The 18,926-nt window shown below is 32.9% G+C and carries 18 protein-coding genes; 9 read left to right on the top strand and 9 right to left on the bottom strand.

What is annotated here, in order from left to right; genetic code table 11:
- Window positions 1–8 precede the first annotated feature (8 nt).
- On the bottom strand, window positions 9–704 hold the full coding sequence (locus HY951_05935; protein ID MBI5539579.1) for an OmpA family protein: 696 nt from the start codon (window positions 702–704) through the stop codon (window positions 9–11).
- Between the two features lie 47 nt (window positions 705–751).
- Complete coding sequence (locus tag HY951_05930; GenBank protein MBI5539578.1) at window positions 752–1,726, bottom strand: polyprenyl synthetase family protein; 975 nt, start codon at window positions 1,724–1,726, stop codon at window positions 752–754.
- Window positions 1,727–1,942: 216 nt separating this feature from the next.
- Between HY951_05930 and HY951_05925 the strand changes: the two genes are divergently transcribed.
- A complete protein-coding gene (locus HY951_05925) occupies window positions 1,943–2,257 on the top strand; it encodes a helix-turn-helix transcriptional regulator (protein ID MBI5539577.1) in 315 nt (104 codons plus the stop codon).
- On the opposite strand, the gene HY951_05920 is transcribed toward HY951_05925, so the two are convergent.
- Entirely contained in the window at window positions 2,254–3,288 is a 1,035-nt protein-coding gene (locus tag HY951_05920; protein MBI5539576.1) for a hypothetical protein, read from the bottom strand. The genes HY951_05925 and HY951_05920 overlap by 4 nt on opposite strands.
- A gap of 79 nt (window positions 3,289–3,367) precedes the next feature.
- Here HY951_05920 and HY951_05915 point away from each other — a divergent pair, with 79 nt between their 5' ends.
- Window positions 3,368–3,817 carry a 6-carboxytetrahydropterin synthase gene (locus HY951_05915; protein ID MBI5539575.1) on the top strand — a complete coding sequence of 150 codons (450 nt, stop codon included), beginning with the start codon at window positions 3,368–3,370 and terminating at the stop codon, window positions 3,815–3,817.
- A 233-nt stretch (window positions 3,818–4,050) separates the two neighbouring features.
- Window positions 4,051–6,768 carry a T9SS type A sorting domain-containing protein gene (locus HY951_05910; protein ID MBI5539574.1) on the top strand — a complete coding sequence of 906 codons (2,718 nt, stop codon included), beginning with the start codon at window positions 4,051–4,053 and terminating at the stop codon, window positions 6,766–6,768.
- A 90-nt stretch (window positions 6,769–6,858) separates the two neighbouring features.
- On the opposite strand, the gene HY951_05905 is transcribed toward HY951_05910, so the two are convergent.
- From HY951_05905 to HY951_05880, 6 genes are read right to left on the bottom strand one after another with little or no spacing between them, the layout of a single operon-like run.
- On the bottom strand, window positions 6,859–7,302 hold the full coding sequence (locus HY951_05905) for a TM2 domain-containing protein (GenBank protein MBI5539573.1): 444 nt from the start codon (window positions 7,300–7,302) through the stop codon (window positions 6,859–6,861).
- 5 nt (window positions 7,303–7,307) lie between these two features.
- Window positions 7,308–8,363, bottom strand: coding sequence for a dTDP-glucose 4,6-dehydratase (rfbB, locus tag HY951_05900; protein ID MBI5539572.1), 1,056 nt, complete (start codon window positions 8,361–8,363; stop codon window positions 7,308–7,310).
- Window positions 8,364–8,369: 6 nt separating this feature from the next.
- Window positions 8,370–9,401: a UDP-glucose 4-epimerase GalE gene (gene galE / locus HY951_05895; GenBank protein MBI5539571.1), complete on the bottom strand. Its 1,032-nt coding sequence runs from the start codon at window positions 9,399–9,401 to the stop codon at window positions 8,370–8,372.
- A 2-nt stretch (window positions 9,402–9,403) separates the two neighbouring features.
- Window positions 9,404–10,696: a nucleotide sugar dehydrogenase gene (locus HY951_05890; GenBank protein ID MBI5539570.1), complete on the bottom strand. Its 1,293-nt coding sequence runs from the start codon at window positions 10,694–10,696 to the stop codon at window positions 9,404–9,406.
- A 15-nt stretch (window positions 10,697–10,711) separates the two neighbouring features.
- Complete coding sequence (locus HY951_05885) at window positions 10,712–11,662, bottom strand: Gfo/Idh/MocA family oxidoreductase (GenBank protein MBI5539569.1); 951 nt, start codon at window positions 11,660–11,662, stop codon at window positions 10,712–10,714.
- On the bottom strand, window positions 11,662–12,252 hold the full coding sequence (locus tag HY951_05880) for an N-acetyltransferase (GenBank protein ID MBI5539568.1): 591 nt from the start codon (window positions 12,250–12,252) through the stop codon (window positions 11,662–11,664). Before HY951_05880 ends, HY951_05885 begins: the two co-directional genes overlap by 1 nt.
- 174 nt (window positions 12,253–12,426) lie before the next feature.
- Between HY951_05880 and ispG the strand changes: the two genes are divergently transcribed.
- The 6 genes from ispG to HY951_05850 all read left to right on the top strand — a co-directional run bounded on the left by ispG (window position 12,427) and on the right by HY951_05850 (window position 18,872).
- Window positions 12,427–14,064: a (E)-4-hydroxy-3-methylbut-2-enyl-diphosphate synthase gene (ispG, locus tag HY951_05875; protein ID MBI5539567.1), complete on the top strand. Its 1,638-nt coding sequence runs from the start codon at window positions 12,427–12,429 to the stop codon at window positions 14,062–14,064.
- Window positions 14,065–14,136: 72 nt separating this feature from the next.
- Window positions 14,137–14,694, top strand: coding sequence for a hypothetical protein (locus tag HY951_05870; GenBank protein MBI5539566.1), 558 nt, complete (start codon window positions 14,137–14,139; stop codon window positions 14,692–14,694).
- Window positions 14,695–14,789: 95 nt separating this feature from the next.
- Window positions 14,790–16,313, top strand: a complete 1,524-nt coding sequence (locus HY951_05865; protein MBI5539565.1) for a 2,3-bisphosphoglycerate-independent phosphoglycerate mutase — start codon at window positions 14,790–14,792, stop codon at window positions 16,311–16,313.
- 2 nt (window positions 16,314–16,315) lie between these two features.
- The gene (locus tag HY951_05860; GenBank protein MBI5539564.1) at window positions 16,316–16,894 is read left to right on the top strand and encodes a DUF3109 family protein; all 579 of its coding nucleotides are present in this window, start codon (window positions 16,316–16,318) and stop codon (window positions 16,892–16,894) included.
- Complete coding sequence (locus HY951_05855) at window positions 16,894–17,496, top strand: hypothetical protein (protein ID MBI5539563.1); 603 nt, start codon at window positions 16,894–16,896, stop codon at window positions 17,494–17,496. The genes HY951_05860 and HY951_05855 overlap by 1 nt, the downstream gene beginning before the upstream one ends.
- An 11-nt stretch (window positions 17,497–17,507) precedes the next feature.
- The gene (locus HY951_05850; protein ID MBI5539562.1) at window positions 17,508–18,872 is read left to right on the top strand and encodes a dipeptidase; all 1,365 of its coding nucleotides are present in this window, start codon (window positions 17,508–17,510) and stop codon (window positions 18,870–18,872) included.
- The last annotated feature ends 54 nt before the right edge of the window (window positions 18,873–18,926 follow it).

The following is an 18,926-nucleotide window of genomic DNA, read 5'->3' as shown; positions in this document are numbered from 1 at the left end:
GATATAAGTTATTCCTTTATTATCCTTACTTCTGTCCTTCTATTTTGTTGCCTGCCGGCTTCATCTTTATTTGAAGCAACTGATTGCGATGAGCCATAACCCTTTGCACTAACTCTGTTTGCGGCTATACCTTTTGATATCAGATATTTCATTACAGAATTTGCTCTTTCCTGAGAAAGGGTATTATTTGTTTCGTCAGTACCAACATTATCAGTATGTCCTGCAATCTCAATTACCATTGTTGGATTGGCTTTTAAAGCACCAACAAGATCATTTAATGATGCAAAAGAATTTGAAGTTAATGTTGCTTTTGCAGTTTCAAAATGAACATCTTTAAGAGTAAATACTTTTTCAGGTTCAAATTTTATATCTAACTGGTATGTTAATGCCCCTAATTCTGTAGGAATGTCAACCTGCGTATAGTTTACCTGTTCCATAAAATCACGGTATTTTACATCATAAATATCACCCTCCGGCAAGAGAACTTTGGCTTTACCATCTTTATCTGTTGTTACGGTTAAAGGTGTTTTATTTTTTTTACCAACAAAATCAATTATTTCTTTTGGCAGTGGCTTGCCCGAGAAATTTGTTACAGAAACTTCTAAAAGTGCTTTAGTTTCTGTTGGTGTTAATTGTTGCGAAAAACTTAAATTATATGAAAGCAACAGAATTAATACTGCAAGAGAATATTTATTTATTTTCATATTAAAATTTTAATATAAAGAACTTTTATTGAAGGAGTTTATTTTAATTATTTATCTCTATTTGTTGCGTAAATAACAAATTCCTGTAAAGCGGTTCTGGCGTCATTTTCAGGAAAAGTATTTAAAATATCAATCGCTTTATTTTTATACTCTTCCATTTTACTTACTGCATAGTCGAAACCACCATTAATTTTAACAAATTCCACAACAGTATTTAATCCTGAATTTCCGGGTTCTTTTGATGCAACTATTTTTAAAATTTTTCTTTTCTCGCTGCTTGATGATTGTCTTAAAGCAAATATAAGTGGTAAGGTTACTTTCTTTTCTCTGATATCATTTCCTGCTGGTTTCCCGGTTTTATTTCCTGCTGAATAATCAAAAAGATCGTCTTTAATCTGAAAAGCAATACCTAAATATTCGCCAAAAGTTTTCATTTTCATTGCATCTTCTTTGGAAGCTCCTGCCGATTGTGCCCCTCCAACAGAACTTGCAGAAATAAGCATTGCGGTTTTCTTTCTGATTATTTCAAAATATAAATCTTCATTTATATCAAGCTTTCTTGCTTTTTCAATCTGCAATAATTCTCCCTCACTCATTTCTTTTACAGCATCAGAAACAGTTCTAAGCAATTCAAATTCTGAATTATCAACAGCTAACAAAAGTCCTTTTGCGAGCAAATAATCGCCAATTAGTACTGATATTTTATTTCTCCAAAGAGCATTTACAGATAAAAATCCTCTTCTCTGATAAGATTCATCAACAACATCATCGTGAATAAGTGTTGCAGTATGCATTAATTCGATTAATGAAGCTGCATGAAATGTTGAAGGATTAACTTTTCCGATAAGTTTTGCTGTTAAAAAAACAAGTAATGGTCGCATTTGTTTGCCCTTACTTTTTAAAACATAACGTGTAATAATGTTTAATAACGCAACATTACTTTTCACGTAATTACGGAAGTAGCTTTCAAACTCACCTAACTCGTCCTTTACAGGAGCCTTAATTTGATTTAATGATACCATAAAAGTTCTTCATCAAATATAGTTATTTCTTTAAAATCGTTGGCTAAAAATTATTTTTTAATGAAATTTTGTTTCAACTTTACATATCGAGTTTTATAAATATGTTAACATATAAGTAAAATAGCATAAAAGTGCTGAAAAACAAGTTATGCGTATGATAATTATCATATTTATAGGTAATACATATTTATATAATTGGATTCTTACTAATATAATATAATCAATATGACTACTAAAGTTAAATACCTTAACGTTGAGCAACTTAACTCTGCTTCTGAAATGCTTAAAGCAATTGCACACCCAATGAGAATTGCAATACTTGGATTATTAGAGGATGGAAAACTTTTAACCGTAACTGAGATACATGAGTTATTAAGCATAGAACAATCTACAACATCTCATCATTTAGGTATATTAAAAAGTAAAGGTGTACTTACTTCAAAACGAAAAGGAAAAAACACTTTCTATTTTTTAAAACACGATAGATTATCAGAAATTATTGAGTGTATTTCAAAGTGCACAATCAATTAAAATTTGATTCCAAAATTTACGTATATCTGATAAATCTCTGCAGGATTAAGCATTCTGCCATTTACTGATATAAAAAAGTTTTTTGCAGGTTCGTACTGTAAACCTAAAATTGCAAACTGGCTGTTATCCTTTAACAATGCCGATCTTTCAATAAAATCATATCTTGCAATAACTTCAAGTTTTTGATAAATTTTAACACCGCTATAAACAGACATTCCACTATAATATTTATCCATTAAATAATTTGGATGAATAAGCTGATTATATTCAGCTCCTACTCTCCACTTTTCAGTTTTATAACCTACAAAACCAGAGTATACCATTCTTGCCGGTAAATACCCATCAGGACTTATATCATAAAAAAACTTTAACGTTAAATTTTTAACAGGAAAAAACTCCACATTAACATTATATAACAGAAGTCCCTTTGAATCTTGTTTATAAAACGCCCCGTCACCATTTACCGCACCAATACTAACATTAAGCTTATCTGGTTTTCTCCAGGTTACTCTTGCACCAAAATCAGCAGGAGAACCAAATTTATATTTTTCCTGAAAAGTATAAGCAACATACCTGTAACCCCAGAACTTATCCTGCAATGTTAAATATTGCTGATTTAACAACTGACCTACAGAAAATTCAAAGTTTTTTGCAAAAGCCCAGTCAATTTGTGCCTGTTTTAGAAATGCTGTGTAGTCACTTCCTTTAAAGTAGTTAACTTCTAAAGAATTATTTGAAGTATCTTTAACTGAAATATCACTTGTAGTTTTTGTTACATCATAAATTAATGTAGCTTTTACTTTATTATCAATTTCTACCTGATAGCCTAAAAGAGCAGTACTAATTTCAAATGCCTGACGAGGTAACAGATTTTCATTTAATCCATAATAAAATCCTGTAAAAATATTTCCAAACAATTTTTGTTTAATTTGTGGTTTTGCAATGGTTGAATCAACATTGAGTTGCTGAGAAAAAAGGGTAATAGAATTAAACAAAACAAGAATTAAAAACAATAATTTAAATTTTTTCATGTGACTATTTTTTATTGCTTATTTCATATCTTTATAAAAATTTGTCAAAATTAGTTTTTATTCATTAAAAAACATTGTCATGGCATTAGTTAGAGTTACAAAAGAATTTAAGTTTGAAATGGCTCACGCTCTTTGGAATTATGATGGGCTTTGTAAAAATATTCACGGACATAGTTATATTTTATATGTAACAATTATTGGCGAACCAAATTCTAACGAAAACGATGTAAAATATGGCATGGTAATGGACTTTGGCGATTTAAAAAAGATTGTTAATTCTGTAATAGTTACTGATATGGATCACTCATTAGTGGTTAGCGAAAAATCAAACTATAAGCCTTTACTTGAGACCGGACAAATGTTTGAACGTCATTTTTTGATGCCATACCAACCAACATGCGAAAATATGGTAATTGACTTTGCAGAAAGAATTAAAAAATTACTCCCTGAAAAGATTAAATTATATAGTATTAAATTATACGAAACAGCTACTTCTTACGCAGAATGGAATGCGGATGATAATAAATAGTTCATCGATAATATTCTCTTTTCACAGCTAGCGAATAAAGTAATTTCTCCTTTAACAAGAAAAGTACTTTCATCAAAAAACATTTATAAATAGCAACCCTATTTTATTCTTTTCGTCTTTTACCTGAGATCGAAAATATTTTACTGTTTTATATAAAATATTTTTTATTTATACTAATCAATTTTATAAAAGTAACAACGAGTATCAATATAACTAACTTAACTATAATAATTATGAAAAAAATCTTACTCTTTCTGTATGTTATCACAATTTCCCTAATGGGTTATTCCCAACATACCCTTGTATTAAATCCTGTTTCAGATTGTTATGTTGTAACCTATGGCGGAGGAATGGGGAAAAACTCTTTTCTTAAATTCAATATAACATCTATTCCAAGCGATGCGGTTATAACTTCAACTAAGCTTCGCGCATTTGTAACAAATACTTCACCATCCTGGGATGGCGATTTAAGAATTGTACATTATACAAATCAAACATGGCTTGAGGGAGACAGTAATAAAGTTTTATGGCAATTGATATATCTGGCAGATACAACAGTTCAGTTATCCGGTTTTGGAACCACCGCCGGATGGGCAGAGACCATAGATATTAAACCATATTTGAATGTTGATTTTCAGGCACCACATACTTTCTTCTCAGTTATGTTAAAAGATGTTGACGATCCAACAATGGCTCCAAATATGTCTGGTGTCAGCATTAACGATAATGACAGTATGATGATTGGAAATATTTTTAACGATAATATAGTTTTCAGACCCAGAGAATGGGTTAATGCACCTCCTCAGTTAGTCATTGACTATGGAATTCCTCCAACTATACAACCGCTATCACCGATTTCTCCGGTTTGTCAGGGAAGTACTGTGATTTTATCAATTACAGCAACAGGCGACCCAACTTTATTGTATCAATGGAAATATAATGGAGTTGACATTACAGGTGCAAATTCAAGTTCCTATACTATTCCTTCTGCACAAGTTTCGAATACCGGAAATTATACATGTGTTGTTACAAACACATTCGGTACTGCTACCTCAGGTATTATTGCTTTAGTGGTTAACGCAAATCCAACCATAACTATTTCCAGTACAAATATCACTTGTAATGGAGCTTGTAATGGCACTGCCACTGTTTCTGCTTCAGGAGGCACTGTGCCTTTAACATACTTGTGGAGTAATTTATCAACCACTCCAACAATAACAAATTTATGCCCTGGAACCTATAGTCCGACTGTAATTGATGCAAACGGATGTTCTGCCACGGGTTCAGTAACAATTTCTCAACCAGCTGCAATTACTGTTTCCGTTTCTCATACAAATGTTCTGATTAATGGACAATGTACCGGTACAGCTACTGTCTCACTATCAGGTGGCACTCCTGGCTATACATTATTATGGAGTATAGGTGCTGTAACTAGTACAATAACCAATTTATGTGCAGGCACATATTGTGTAACAGTTACTGACTCGCAAGGATGTACTGCAACTGGCTGTGCAGTTATTTCACAACCATTACTACTAACAATTAGCACAACACATACAAATGTAACATGTAACGGGTTATGTAACGGAACTGCAACAGTAACACCATCAGGTGGTGTACCGGCATATTTATACAATTGGAGTCCTGTTGGAACAAATCCATCTGCTATGTGTGCAGGAACTTATGGATTAACAGTTACTGACGCTAACGGAGCAACAGCAACTACATCTGTTATTATCACACAACCCGCAGCACTTACTGTTTCTGTAACATCACAAACACCTGTAACGTGTAATGGAGCATGTAATGGAACAGCAACAATTACAATGATAGGCGGAACAACTCCTTATTCAATTAATTGGAGCAATGGCGTCTCTTTTAATAATGTTAATTTAAGTACAAGTACTATAAACGGATTATGTGCTGGCAATTATTTTGCTACCATAACTGATGCTAATGCATGCACTGCAGTAACATCAGTTACAATTACACAACCTGCAGCTCTTAATGTTTCAGTAACATCAACAAATGTCTCCTGTTTTGGTCTTTGTGACGGAACTGCAACACTGAATGTAACCGGAGGTACTGCACCATATATGTATTTATGGAGTAATGTTGCCAATAGTAATCCATTGACAGGATTATGTGCAGGAGTATATTGCTATACAGTTACTGACGCTAATTTTTGTACTGCCACAGGCTGCGTTACCATTACTCAGCCATCCCAATTATTTGTAAACGTTGTTACAACAAATGTATCTTGCAATGGATTTTGCGACGGCACTGCAACTCTGAACGCAACCGGTGGAACTCCCGCATATACGTATCTATGGTGCAATGGCGAAATAACGGCTAATTCAACAAATCTTTGTGCAGGAAGCTGTATTGTAACTATTACAGATGCTAATTCATGTTATACCGTTACTTTTGTTACAATTAATGAACCTCCTCAACTAATAAGTACAATTTCTTCAAATGACGATAACGGAACAGGAAATGGAACAGCAACAATAGTAGTATCCGGAGGAATCCCAACATATACTTATATATGGGATGATCCATTAACACAGATTACTGCTACAGCAATAAATTTAGTTGCCGGACTATATCATGTAACAGCAACAGACGCAAATGGATGTACAATAATCGACACTGTAGAAGTATTATTAAATACTGGCATTTACAATTCAAAATCGGATTTTAATTTAAGTTTATTTCCTAATCCGGTAAAGGATAATTTCAATTTATCTATAACAACATATAATAACAACGACATCTCTATTAATATTTACAATAACATTGGTGAACTTGTTTTTAATAAAGACCTCTCATTAACTATTGGAAATAGCCTTCAATTAATTGATATGAGAAACTATACGCCAGGAGTTTATTTTGTAAAACTAATCAGTAAAAACAATACTTCATTTTTAAAGTTTATAAAAACAGAGTAAAGATATTTTTTAAAGTTTCGGGCATAATGTGTCCGAAACTTTTTTTGAATTATTACAATTACACTTTTTGTAACAAGAACTTAATTGAGTCTATTTTGCCCACATAAATATTTTATCGTTATTTTCAAAACGACTGATATCTTTTGAAAAACAAATAACAACTAAATCAATAAATGGCAATACCCCAATTCCACCGCCAAGCGTACAGGCATAAACAACTGGCACAATAGGAGTTGTTCCCAAATAAAGTCTATGCCCACCCAGGGGACCTGTAAGTAATGTTAACACTATTGCTGTTGCTTTATCTTTACCGACAACATCTTCAGCAACAACGTACACCGGGTTTTTAATATTCTTTTTTCCGATTTTTACATATTGCGGCCATTCTTTAATATCCTCTATCGAAACACACTGCATAGAATCAGGAACAACAACCCATATAGTATCAGAAGGAGAAATACTCTCGGCACTTACTTGCTTTGTAAATGTCGATAACAATATTAATAATACAATGTATTTAACTCCTTTTATCATTTACTCTATCTTTTTTGATATTGATTATGGTAATACTTTTCATAATCACCAGATAAAACATTTTGCATCCAGTTAATATTTTCCAAATACCAGTTTACAGTTTTTTCTAACCCCTCGTCAAAAGTAACTGTAGGAGTCCAGCCTAATTCTGATTCTAGTTTCTTACAATCTATTGCATAACGCAAATCATGACCAGCACGATCTTTTACATAAGTAATAAGTTTAGCAGATGTACCGGCTTCTCTGTGTAATTTACCATCCATTATTTCACATAACTTATTAACCAATTTAATATTTGTCCATTCGTTACCACCACCAATATTATATGTCTCACCTGTTTTACCCTGATGAAAAATTAAATCAATTGCACGGGCATGATCTTCAACATAAAGCCAGTCTCGAATGTTTTCTCCTTTTCCATAAACAGGAAGAGGTTTATTATTTTTAATATTATTAATAATCAGTGGTAGTAATTTTTCGGGAAATTGATTTGGCCCGTAATTATTTGAACAATTTGAAATAACAACAGGCATACCATAGGTATGATTATATGCTCTTACAAGATGATCGCTACTTGCTTTTGATGCTGAATACGGACTACGAGGATCGTAAGGTGTATCTTCATAGAAAAATCCTTCACTACCAAGAGAACCATATACCTCATCAGTACTAATATGATAAAAACGATGTCCTTCCCAGTTATCTTTCCACGCATTTCGAGCCACATTCAATAATGTTACGGTTCCTACAATATTTGTTCTGATAAATGACATAGGGTCAGTAATAGAACGATCAACATGTGATTCTGCTGCTAGATGAATAACTCCATCAAATTTATATTTATCAAATAATGTTGTTAAAAGTGTATCGTCACAAATGTCGCCTTTAACAAAAGTATAGTTTTCTTTACTATCAACATCTGTAAGATTTTCCAGATTACCTGCATAAGTTAACAAATCAAAGTTAACAATATTGTAATCAGGATATTTATTTACAAAATTTCTTATCACATGAGAGCCAATAAATCCGGCACCACCAGTTATTAAAATGTTTTTTTTCATCCTTATTTATTCTTTAATTCCACGGTATTTTTTTTCCCAATTCCATGCTGAAAGCATAGTTTCATCAAGATTTTTTTCTGTTTTCCACCCTAATATCTCATTCGCCTTGGTAACGTCAGCCCAAACCTGTTCTATATCTCCGGGGCGACGATCAACAATAACATAATTAAGCTTTTTACCAGATACTTTTTCGAAAGATTTTATTGTATCTAATACTGAATATCCTTTACCTGTGCCTAAATTAAATATCTCAAAATGCTCTTTCGATTTATTATTAATTAATCTGTCAACAGAAACTACATGTGCTTTAGCAAGGTCAACAACATTTATGTAATCTCTAATACAAGTCCCATCCTGAGTGTTATAATCATCACCAAAAACCTTAAGCTGTTCTCTAATTCCAGCAGCAGTCTGAGTAATAAAAGGAACCAGATTATTAGGAACACCTATAGGCAACTCTCCGATAAAAGCTGATTGATGCGAACCAATTGGATTAAAATACCTAAGTGCAATTACTTTTAAAAAGTCAGCAGCTTGAATAGTATCTTGCAGGATTTCTTCTGCAATTTGTTTTGTTTTCCCATATGGCGAAGCAGGTTTTTTTAATGGCGCCTGTTCGTTCACAGGTAGCTTATCAGGTTGCCCGTATACAGTACACGATGAAGAAAAAACCAAAGAAGGAATTTCCTTTTCAATCATGCTATGCAATAAATTTACAAGTGACTCTAGATTATTTTTGTAATATCTTAAAGGATCTGCAACAGATTCGTTTACTGATTTAAGCGCAGCAAAATGTATAACAGCATCCAAATCGTGATGGTTGTTAAAATATTTTTCAGTTGCAAATTTATCAGTTAAATCAAGTTTTGTAAAATGGGGTTTTTTTCCTGTTATTTTTTCAATCCCTTCCAATACCGACATATGTGAATTTGAAAGATTATCAACAATAAACACTTCATAATCTTTCTGAAGAAGTTCAACTACTGTGTGCGAGCCAATGTATCCGGTACCTCCGGTAACTAATATTTTTTTTGCCATTTTTACAAACTCCAGTAATTAAATCCTTTCATTTTACCACGATAAATGCCTTTTACATCTACAAGTATTGCATCCTTGCCTGTGGTAATTCCTTTAAAATAAGATTCTGATAATTTAATATATTCTTTATGCGAAACAGCTACAATTACTGCATCATAATCTGTTCGTGTTTTTTTAGCAAGACCAAATCCATATTCATGTTTTAACTCATCGCTATCTGCATGTGGATCGACAACATCAACTTTTACACCATACGATACAAGTTCTGTAACAACGTCTGCAACTCTTGAGTTTCTTAAATCGCTAACATCTTCCTTAAATGTTATTCCCATTACAAGAACCTTAGCATTTAAAACATTTTTGCCAGTTGCAATAAGTTTTTTTACAGTTTGTTTTGCAATATAAAAACCCATTGAATCATTTACAAATCTACCGGCATCAATCACCTTTGAGTGATAACGGAATTCCTTTGCTTTATAAGTTAAGTAATAAGGATCAACACCTATACAATGTCCACCAACCAAACCTGGATAAAATTTCAGGAAATTCCATTTTGTTCCGGCTGCTTCAAGTACTTCATATGTATTAATTCCCATTCGGTTAAAAATAATTGAAAGCTCATTCATTAAAGCAATGTTAACATCGCGCTGAGTATTTTCTATAATTTTTGCAGCTTCTGCAACTTTAATTGTTGATGCTCGGTGAACACCTGCTTTTACGACCAGTTCATAAACTTTGGCAACAGTCTCAGCAGATTCTTTATCGCATCCCGAAACAACTTTTTTGATTGATGTTAAAGTATGATCTTTATCTCCGGGATTAATTCTTTCGGGAGAATATCCAACTTTAAAATCTTTCATGAATTTTAATCCCGACATTTTTTCTAATACCGGAACACAATCCTCTTCTGTACAACCAGGATATACTGTAGATTCGTAAACCACATAATCTCCTTTTTTTAGAATTTTGCCAACTGCAGTTGTTGCGCTAATTACAGGAGTTAAATCTGGTAAATTATGATTATCTATTGGAGTAGGAACCGCAACAATATGAAAAGAAGCTCCTTTTAAATCATTAGGATTACTGGTAAAACTTATGTCGCATCCTTTAAATGCAGACGAAGGAAGTTCGTTACTTGGATCTATTCCTTTTTTCATAAGCTTAACTCTATCTTCGCGAATATCAAAGCCAATCACAGAAACTTTTTTTGCAAACTCTAATGCAATTGGTAATCCTACATAACCTAATCCAATAATGGAAATCTTAGTTTTTTTGTCAACAATTTTCTTATACATTGCTAATATATTTTGTTAAATGTTTTTACAAATTGGATGATAATCTCCAACAAGTCCAATTGGAGATGCATTTCTGATATTATATGCTGTTTCAACAGAAGTTCTGGCATCGGAAAGTCCAAAACCATTATTCTCAATAATTGACTGATAACTTAAAGTATGTAAGTCGGTAAACCCTCCACTAAATTCAATCTCTTTTCCTTCAACAGTTATTGATCGAAATGTTCTTTGGTTTTTTGCTTTTACTTCAGCAGGAATATCATTATAATCAATACTTAAAAACCATCTAACTCTTGCTTTTTCTAACTGTAAAAATCCGGCAGCTTTATCTTTCTGCGAAATGTGCAATTTGTTATCTTTTACCGGACCAAAAATCCAGGTAAGCATATCAAAAAAGTGTATCCCAATATTGGTTGCTATTCCACCTGACTTCTGAATATCGCCTTTCCACGAAAAATCGTACCAGTTTCCACGACTGGTTATATAGCTTAAATCAACATCAAATATTTTGTCTTTTGGAGAATCTTCAATTTGTTTTTTCAATGCAATAATTGATGGATGAAGACGTAATTGCAATATAGTATTTACCTTATTTCCTGTTTCTTTTTCTAACTCGGTTAAAGCATCAATATTCCATGGATTTAGTACCAGTGGCTTTTCACATATTGCATCGGAACCACTTCTCAAAGCAAAACGAATATGAGAATCATGTAAAAAATTAGGAGAACAAATACTAACAAAATCTATTTTGGTTCCTGCTCTTTTAAGTTTCTCGGTATGTCTGTCAAAGCGTTCAAACTCTGTAAAAAAATCAGCTTCCGGAAAATAATTATCTAAAAAACCAACACTGTCAAATTTATCTAAAGTTGCAACCAGTCTGTTTCCCGTTTCTTTTATAGCGCCAACATGACGGGCGGCAATGTATCCGGCAACACCAATTAAAGAGAAATTTTTAGGCTGACTCATTATTCTGCAATTTTATTTACTTCATTATTTATCAAGCGGTATTTTGCTTTACTTTCAGGGCAAATGGCAATTCCTTCCTCGTTAAAAATTAAACGATGTCCGAATTCACTCATCCAGCCAACATGACGCGAAGGATTTCCAACAACCAAAGAAAATGGCTTAACATCTTTTATAACAACCGCGCCAGCTCCAATAAAACAAAACTCTCCCAGAGTAACTCCACATACAATTGTTGAATTAGCTCCAATACTTGCACCCTTTTTTACATGAGTCTTTTTGTATTCATCTTTACGAATTACAGCACTTCTTGGATTAATTACATTGGTAAAAACCATAGATGGGCCAAGAAAAACATCGTCTTCGCAAATTACACCTGTATAAATGCTTACATTATTCTGAATTTTAACGTTATTTCCGAGAATAACTTCAGGTGAAACAACTACATTCTGACCAATATTACATTTTTCGCCAATCTTACAGTTTGACATAATATGACTAAAATGCCAGATTTTTGTACCCTTACCAATGCTACAACCATCATCAATAACAGCAGTTTCATGAGCAAAATAATCTAAAGAATTAGTTTCCATCAATTAAAATTTAAAGTGTAAAGATACAATTGAGAAAGGTTATTGCAAAATGATTAATAATTTGAATAAATCTGATATAAATCAACAACTAAGCAATAAATCATCAAACTTTACAAATAGCCGCTTATGAACTTTTAACTTTTAGATATACCTTTGTTTCTTTATTTTTATAAAATGTTTGATTTTTCTCAACCATATAATTCATATTCGCGCTTTAAAACCAGAGTTGTAAATGTTGGTGGAATTCCTTTAGGAGGTGAGTTCCCTATTCGCTTTCAAACAATGACAAACACAAACACTCTTGATACCAAAACTACAGTTGAACAAATTTCGAGAATTTATACTGCAGGTTCAGACTATGTTAGATTAACCGTTCAGGGAATTAAAGAAGCAGAAAATCTTCCCAACATTATTAAAGAATTAAAAAATAAAAATATTGAGATTCCACTTATTGCCGATGTTCATTACAATCCAAAAGTAGCAGAAATTGCAGCACAAATTATTTCAAAAGTTAGAATAAACCCAGGCAATTATACAGACATTTCAAAGTCTGCAAAAAAAATTGATTTTACCGAAAAAGAATTTTTATTTGAAAAAGAAAAAATTCACGAAAAGCTTTTACCACTTCTCAAAATCTGCAAAGAAAATAATACCGTAATAAGAATTGGAATAAATCATGGGTCTTTATCGTGGAGAATGATAAGCAGATACGGAAATACTCCAGAAGGAATGGTTGCTTCTGCTATGGAATTTATTGAGATTTGTAATGCCGAGAATTTTCACAATTTAGTTCTTTCAATGAAAGCGAGTAATCCGCTTACCATGATTCATACAAACCGACTTCTGGTTCATAAAATGAATGAAACAGGTCTTAATTATCCTGTTCACTTAGGAGTTACCGAAGCAGGACTTGGTGAGAATGGAAGAATTAAATCATCTATCGGTATTGGATTACTTTTAGCAGAAGGAATTGGCGATACTGTTAGAGTATCTTTAACAGAAGCACCTGAAAAAGAGATTCCAGTTGCAAAAGCTATAGTAAACGAAACAAATAAGATTATTAAAGAAAGTTTAAATGCTGAAAACCATAATTGGAATTTTAGTCCATTCGAATTTAACAAAAGACATACTAATGCTGTAAATCAGATTGGCGGTAAAAACTCACCCATATTTATTTATACTGATTTTACTGATGAAAACATAACCAAACCAGACATTAACAATATTCAGGATATAGATTTATGTAATATTAATCTTATTGAGAATAGTAATCTATATTCTATTCGCAAAACAATTGTCGATTTTGATAAAAACAAGAACTTTAAGCCTGTTGTATTAAAATTTAATGTTAAAAATCTTTCGGATGAAGACATTCTTTATAAACTCTCAATAATTGCAGGTGGATTATTTGCAGATGGTAGAATTGACGGTTTATGGATATACGGGACAAATAAAGAAAATAAAGAAAATATTATTTCAATTGCATATTCTATACTTCAGGCTAGCAGAGCAAGAATCACAAAAACAGAGTATATTTCATGTCCGTCCTGCGGGAGAACCCTGTTTGACATTGAAAAAGCAGTGAACGATGTTATGGCAGCAACCAAACAATTTAAAGGTTTAAAAATTGCAGTCATGGGTTGTGTAGTTAACGGTCCCGGAGAAATGGCTGATGCTGATTACGGATACGTTGGTGCCGGAAAAGGGAAAGTAAATATTTACAAGGGCAAAGAACAGGTTTTACAAAATATACCAGAGAACGAAGCTGTAGATGAACTTGTTCGAATAATAAACTTAGATATTAAAAAGTAGATTTAAGCTATCTGTTTTATTATTAATTAAATTTTTGTAGGTTTGTATCCTTAACCTAAAATAAATTTTATTATGAAATTTTTACCATTATTTTTAATCGCAGCTGTTTTGGTATCATGTGGTGGTAACCAAAGCTCATTAGACGCATTAAGTGCACTTGATTCGTTAAGTAAAACCCTAGAGACAACAAAGTACACAAGTCCGGATGGTTCTTTTAAAATAAACTTTCCAGGTAATCCAACAGTTGCTTCTGAAAATGTTCCAACTGAAGTTGGAAATATTGAGATGAAATCATTTACCTATGAAAAAAGTGTAACAGAAGCCTATATGGTGGCATTAAGTGATTACCCATCTGAACTTGTTGCAGCTAGCTCACCAGACAGTTTACTACAAGGTGCTAAAGAAGGTGCATTAAGCAGTCAGGGCGCAACTTTAGAATCAGAAGAAAAAATCACACTTGATGGAAATCCAGGATATTTCTTCAAAGCTAAAAAAGACAGTTATCATATGTGTTATAAAATTTTCTTAAAAGGTAATCGTCTTTTCCAGATTTTAATGCTTCGTGATGGCAGTTATCCAAGTCAGGAAGACATTACCGGATTTATCGAATCTTTCGAGTTTACCAAGTAAAAAACATTTTTAAATTAAAGCCGTTTCGATTTTCGAAACGGCTTTTTTTGTATGTAGCATAATGATTACCTTTGTTTTCTTTTAAAACATTATTTATGTCTACTAATAAATTCATGTTAATGATATTAGACGGTTGGGGAATTGGCGATAAATCTCACTCCGATGCTATTTTTAACGCAAAAACACCAAATCTTGATAGTCTAACTTCAAAATATCCACATTCTCAACTTTTAACATGTGGAGAAAATGTTGGTTTGCCTGATGGTCAGATGGGAAATTCAGAAGTTGGACATTTAAATATAGGAGCCGGTAGAATTGTCTATCAGGAACTGGTAAGAATAAATAAAGCCATTCGTGAAAAAACACTCGACACAAATAAAGTTTTACTGGATGCATTTCGAATTGCAAAAGAAAAAAATGTAAACCTTCATTTAATAGGACTCATTGGCGACGGTGGAGTTCATTCTCATTCAAATCATCTTATAAGAATATGCGAACTTGCATCAAAAAACAATGTAAATAATGTTTTTATACATGCATTAACAGATGGACGTGATACAGACCCACGCAGCGGATTAGAATTTGTAAAAGAAGTGCAGGAAAAAACTGCAAACACAACAGCAAAAATTGCAAGTTTAATTGGTCGTTACTATACCATGGATCGTGATAAGCGTTGGGAAAGAGTAAAAGTTGGATACGATTTATTGGTAAAAGGAATTGGTAAAAAAACTACAAATATTTTAACTGCAATTGAAGAATCATACAAGGAAGGTATAACCGATGAGTTTATTAAGCCAATTGTTATGGTTAACGAAATACACGAACCTATAGGTATTGTAAAACCAGGGGATGTATTTTTATGTTTCAATTTCAGAACCGACAGACTACGTGAAATTACAATTGCTTTAACCCAAAAAGACATGCCAGAAAATGGAATGCAAACTATTCCTCTTGAATATTTCACAATTACACGTTACGACGAATCTTTTAAAAACATTCACATATTATTTGATACAGATAATGTAGAAAACACTATTGGCGAAACAATCTCAAAACTTGGCTTGCACCAGTTAAGAATTGCAGAAACAGAAAAATATCCCCATGTTACATTTTTCTTTTCTGGAGGCAGAGAAGACATCTTTAACAACGAGCAACGTGTTATGATTCCTTCGCCAAAAGTTGCCACATATGATTTACAACCCGAGATGTCTGCTCCCTTTGTTAAAGAAGCAGTAATTGCCGAAATTAATAAAAACTTACATGATTTTATTTGTTTGAATTTTGCAAACGGCGATATGGTTGGACATACAGGTTTTTACGATTCAATTATTAAAGCAGTGGAAACTATAGATTCCTGTATTGGAGAAGTAGTAAAAGCTGCTATTGCAAACAATTATGAGTTAATGATAATTGCCGATCATGGAAATGCCGATTACGCAGTAAATCCTGACGGCTCACCTAATACAGCTCATTCGTTAAACCCTGTTCCTTGTATTCTAATTTCAAACAGATTTAAAAAAATTGAAAATGGCATTCTTGCAGATGTTGCCCCTACTATTTTAAATATTATGGGGATAATGATTCCAAAAGAAATGACTGGAAAAATTCTTGTGAAATAAATATGATTCAAATTGAAGATAAAATAGTAAGTCTGGATATTTTTGAAAAATATTTTATGTGCGATGTTACGGCATGCAAAGGTGCTTGTTGCGTTGCAGGCGATTCTGGTGCTCCGCTCGAGCCTGATGAAATACTTGCTATTGAAGAAGCATTAACCTCTATATATTGTTTTATGCCAGAAAAATCAATAACAAATGTTGAAAAAAATGGCGTGGCAATACTTGATTCTGAAGGAGATCTTACAACACCTCTCAATAATGGTAAAGAATGTGCTTTTACTATTTTTATAAATGGCATTGCAAACTGTGCTATAGAAAAAAGCTGGGAAAAAGGAACCTGCAAACTTCAAAAACCTGTTTCGTGCCACCTTTATCCGATAAGAATTAAAAAATATTCAACTTTTTCAGCAGTTAATTATGATAATTGGGATATTTGTAAACAGGCTTTAACAAAAGGAGAAAAAGAGGGAGTTCCATTATATAAATTTGCAAAAACTGCATTAATTAGAAAGTATGGCGAAGATTGGTATAACCAACTTTGCATTGCAGCAGAATTTGTAACAAAAAACAATATTAAATAATGAAAACAATTTTCACAATTACAACCCTTGCTACATTGTTATTTGTTTTCTCAGTGTTTTCAGCTTTTAGTCAGGATGATAAATATGAAGAAATAATTATTAAAGATAAAATTTATAAACCCGGAAGCAGCTGGTTAAAAATCGGAGAAGGTTATGGATATCATTATTCACTAGATCAATTTGAATTAAATACATTAATTTCATATACAGTAAGAATTAAAAACGTTTACCTTCAGGGTGGTTATCATGTGTCATGCGACAAATTTTTTACTAAACATTCTTATCAAAAATTAAACGATTTTTATATTGCTACAGGCTGGCGCAAAGAAACAAATAATGCTAACATTACTGCATTTATAGGCCCAAGTTATGCTTATGGTGGCACACTTGACCATGTAACTGATACTGGAGGAGTACAACAAAAATGGTACAGAGGATTTAATGATTTGGGAATATACGGGAGTATAGACTATACTTTTAAACTTTATTACGATTTAGGATTCGGATTATCATTATATGGAAGTGCTAACAAAAGTTACAGTGTAATCGGACTTCAGGCACACTTCTATTTTTCTGGAGCATTTAAAGGAGAAATAAAATAACAAAAATAATTATGGAAAAAATTAATGAATTTATCGACAACAACCGTCAAAGATTTTTAGATGAACTTTTTGGATTGATACAGATTCCTTCTATAAGCTCATTAACCGAAAACAAACCCGATATGGTTCGTGCTGCAGAATATTGGAAAGATATGATTTTTAAAGCAGGGGCAGACAGGGCAGTAGTAATGCAATCAGAGGGCAACCCTGTAGTTTATGGCGAAAAAATAATTAACCCTACACTTCCTACTGTATTAGTATATGGGCACTACGATGTAATGCCGGTTGACCCATTGGAATTATGGGAATCTCCACCTTTTGAACCTGTTATTAAAAATGGCAAAATATATGCCCGTGGTGCCGATGATGATAAAGGACAGGCTTTTATGCACGCAAAAGCATTTGAGTTTATGGTGTCAACAAAACAACTTCCGTGCAACATAAAATTTATGATTGAAGGCGAAGAAGAAATTGGTTCACCAAGTCTTGAAAAGTTTTGCAATGAAAATAAAGATTTATTAAAGTGTGATGTTATTTTAGTTTCCGATACCGGCATGATTGCTCAGGATATTCCATCTGTAACTGTTGGATTGCGTGGTTTAGCTTATATGGAAGTAGAGTTAACAGGGCCAAACCGCGATTTACATTCAGGTATTTTTGGTGGTGCTGTTGCAAATCCTGCAAATATGTTAGCAAAAATAATTGCCGGTCTTACTGATGAAAATAACAAAATTACTATACCCGGCTTTTATGATGATGTAATTGAATTAACCGCAGATGAAAGAGCAGATCTTGCAAGAGCTCCATTCGATTTAACAAAATATAAAGAATCTTTGGACTTAGTTGATATTTGCGGTGAAAAGGGTTATACCACAACAGAGCGGACAGGAATTCGCCCATCACTTGATGTAAACGGAATATGGAGTGGATATACAGGTGAAGGTGCAAAAACAGTATTGCCGGCAAAAGCTACAGCAAAAATATCAATGCGTTTAGTTCCAAATCAAGATAGTCATACAATTAGTACATTATTTGAAAAACATCTAAAATCTATCGTTCCAGAAGGTGTAAGAATTACTGTTAAAGACCTTCACGGCGGAGCGGCATACGTTGCACCAACAAATACTCATGCTTACAAAGCAGCAAGCATGGCTTACGAAAAAACATTTGGCAAAAAACCAGTACCAACAAGAAGCGGAGGCAGTATTCCGGTTATTGCGATGTTTGAAAAAGTGTTAGGTGCTAAATCAATTCTAATGGGATTTGGACTTGAGTCTGATGCTATTCACTCTCCAAACGAAAATTTCCCGTTATTTAATCTTTTCAAAGGAATCGAAACAATTCCATGGTTTTATCATTATTATTGTGAAAAATAAGTTTAATCCCTAATCCCGTTAGGGATTAAATCTCGGTATAAAAACAATTAATAT

It is taken from the genome of Bacteroidia bacterium (assembly GCA_016218155.1).
Lineage (GTDB): Bacteria > Bacteroidota > Bacteroidia > Bacteroidales > GWA2-32-17 > GWA2-32-17.
This window is presented reverse-complemented; position numbering and strand designations above follow the sequence as displayed.

What these genes read in the sequence shown, in the direction of transcription:
- HY951_05935 (MBI5539579.1), bottom strand. Translation starts at nt 704, where the DNA reads ATGAAAATAAATAAATATTCTCTTGCAGTATTAATTCTGTTGCTTTCA.
- HY951_05930 (MBI5539578.1), bottom strand. Translation starts at nt 1,726, where the DNA reads ATGGTATCATTAAATCAAATTAAGGCTCCTGTAAAGGACGAGTTAGGT.
- HY951_05920 (MBI5539576.1), bottom strand. Translation starts at nt 3,288, where the DNA reads ATGAAAAAATTTAAATTATTGTTTTTAATTCTTGTTTTGTTTAATTCT.
- HY951_05915 (MBI5539575.1), top strand. Translation starts at nt 3,368, where the DNA reads ATGGCATTAGTTAGAGTTACAAAAGAATTTAAGTTTGAAATGGCTCAC.
- HY951_05910 (MBI5539574.1), top strand. Translation starts at nt 4,051, where the DNA reads ATGAAAAAAATCTTACTCTTTCTGTATGTTATCACAATTTCCCTAATG.
- HY951_05905 (MBI5539573.1), bottom strand. Translation starts at nt 7,302, where the DNA reads ATGATAAAAGGAGTTAAATACATTGTATTATTAATATTGTTATCGACA.
- rfbB (MBI5539572.1), bottom strand. Translation starts at nt 8,363, where the DNA reads ATGAAAAAAAACATTTTAATAACTGGTGGTGCCGGATTTATTGGCTCT.
- galE (MBI5539571.1), bottom strand. Translation starts at nt 9,401, where the DNA reads ATGGCAAAAAAAATATTAGTTACCGGAGGTACCGGATACATTGGCTCG.
- HY951_05890 (MBI5539570.1), bottom strand. Translation starts at nt 10,696, where the DNA reads ATGTATAAGAAAATTGTTGACAAAAAAACTAAGATTTCCATTATTGGA.
- HY951_05885 (MBI5539569.1), bottom strand. Translation starts at nt 11,662, where the DNA reads ATGAGTCAGCCTAAAAATTTCTCTTTAATTGGTGTTGCCGGATACATT.
- HY951_05880 (MBI5539568.1), bottom strand. Translation starts at nt 12,252, where the DNA reads ATGGAAACTAATTCTTTAGATTATTTTGCTCATGAAACTGCTGTTATT.
- ispG (MBI5539567.1), top strand. Translation starts at nt 12,427, where the DNA reads ATGTTTGATTTTTCTCAACCATATAATTCATATTCGCGCTTTAAAACC.
- HY951_05870 (MBI5539566.1), top strand. Translation starts at nt 14,137, where the DNA reads ATGAAATTTTTACCATTATTTTTAATCGCAGCTGTTTTGGTATCATGT.
- HY951_05865 (MBI5539565.1), top strand. Translation starts at nt 14,790, where the DNA reads ATGTCTACTAATAAATTCATGTTAATGATATTAGACGGTTGGGGAATT.
- HY951_05860 (MBI5539564.1), top strand. Translation starts at nt 16,316, where the DNA reads ATGATTCAAATTGAAGATAAAATAGTAAGTCTGGATATTTTTGAAAAA.
- HY951_05855 (MBI5539563.1), top strand. Translation starts at nt 16,894, where the DNA reads ATGAAAACAATTTTCACAATTACAACCCTTGCTACATTGTTATTTGTT.
- HY951_05850 (MBI5539562.1), top strand. Translation starts at nt 17,508, where the DNA reads ATGGAAAAAATTAATGAATTTATCGACAACAACCGTCAAAGATTTTTA.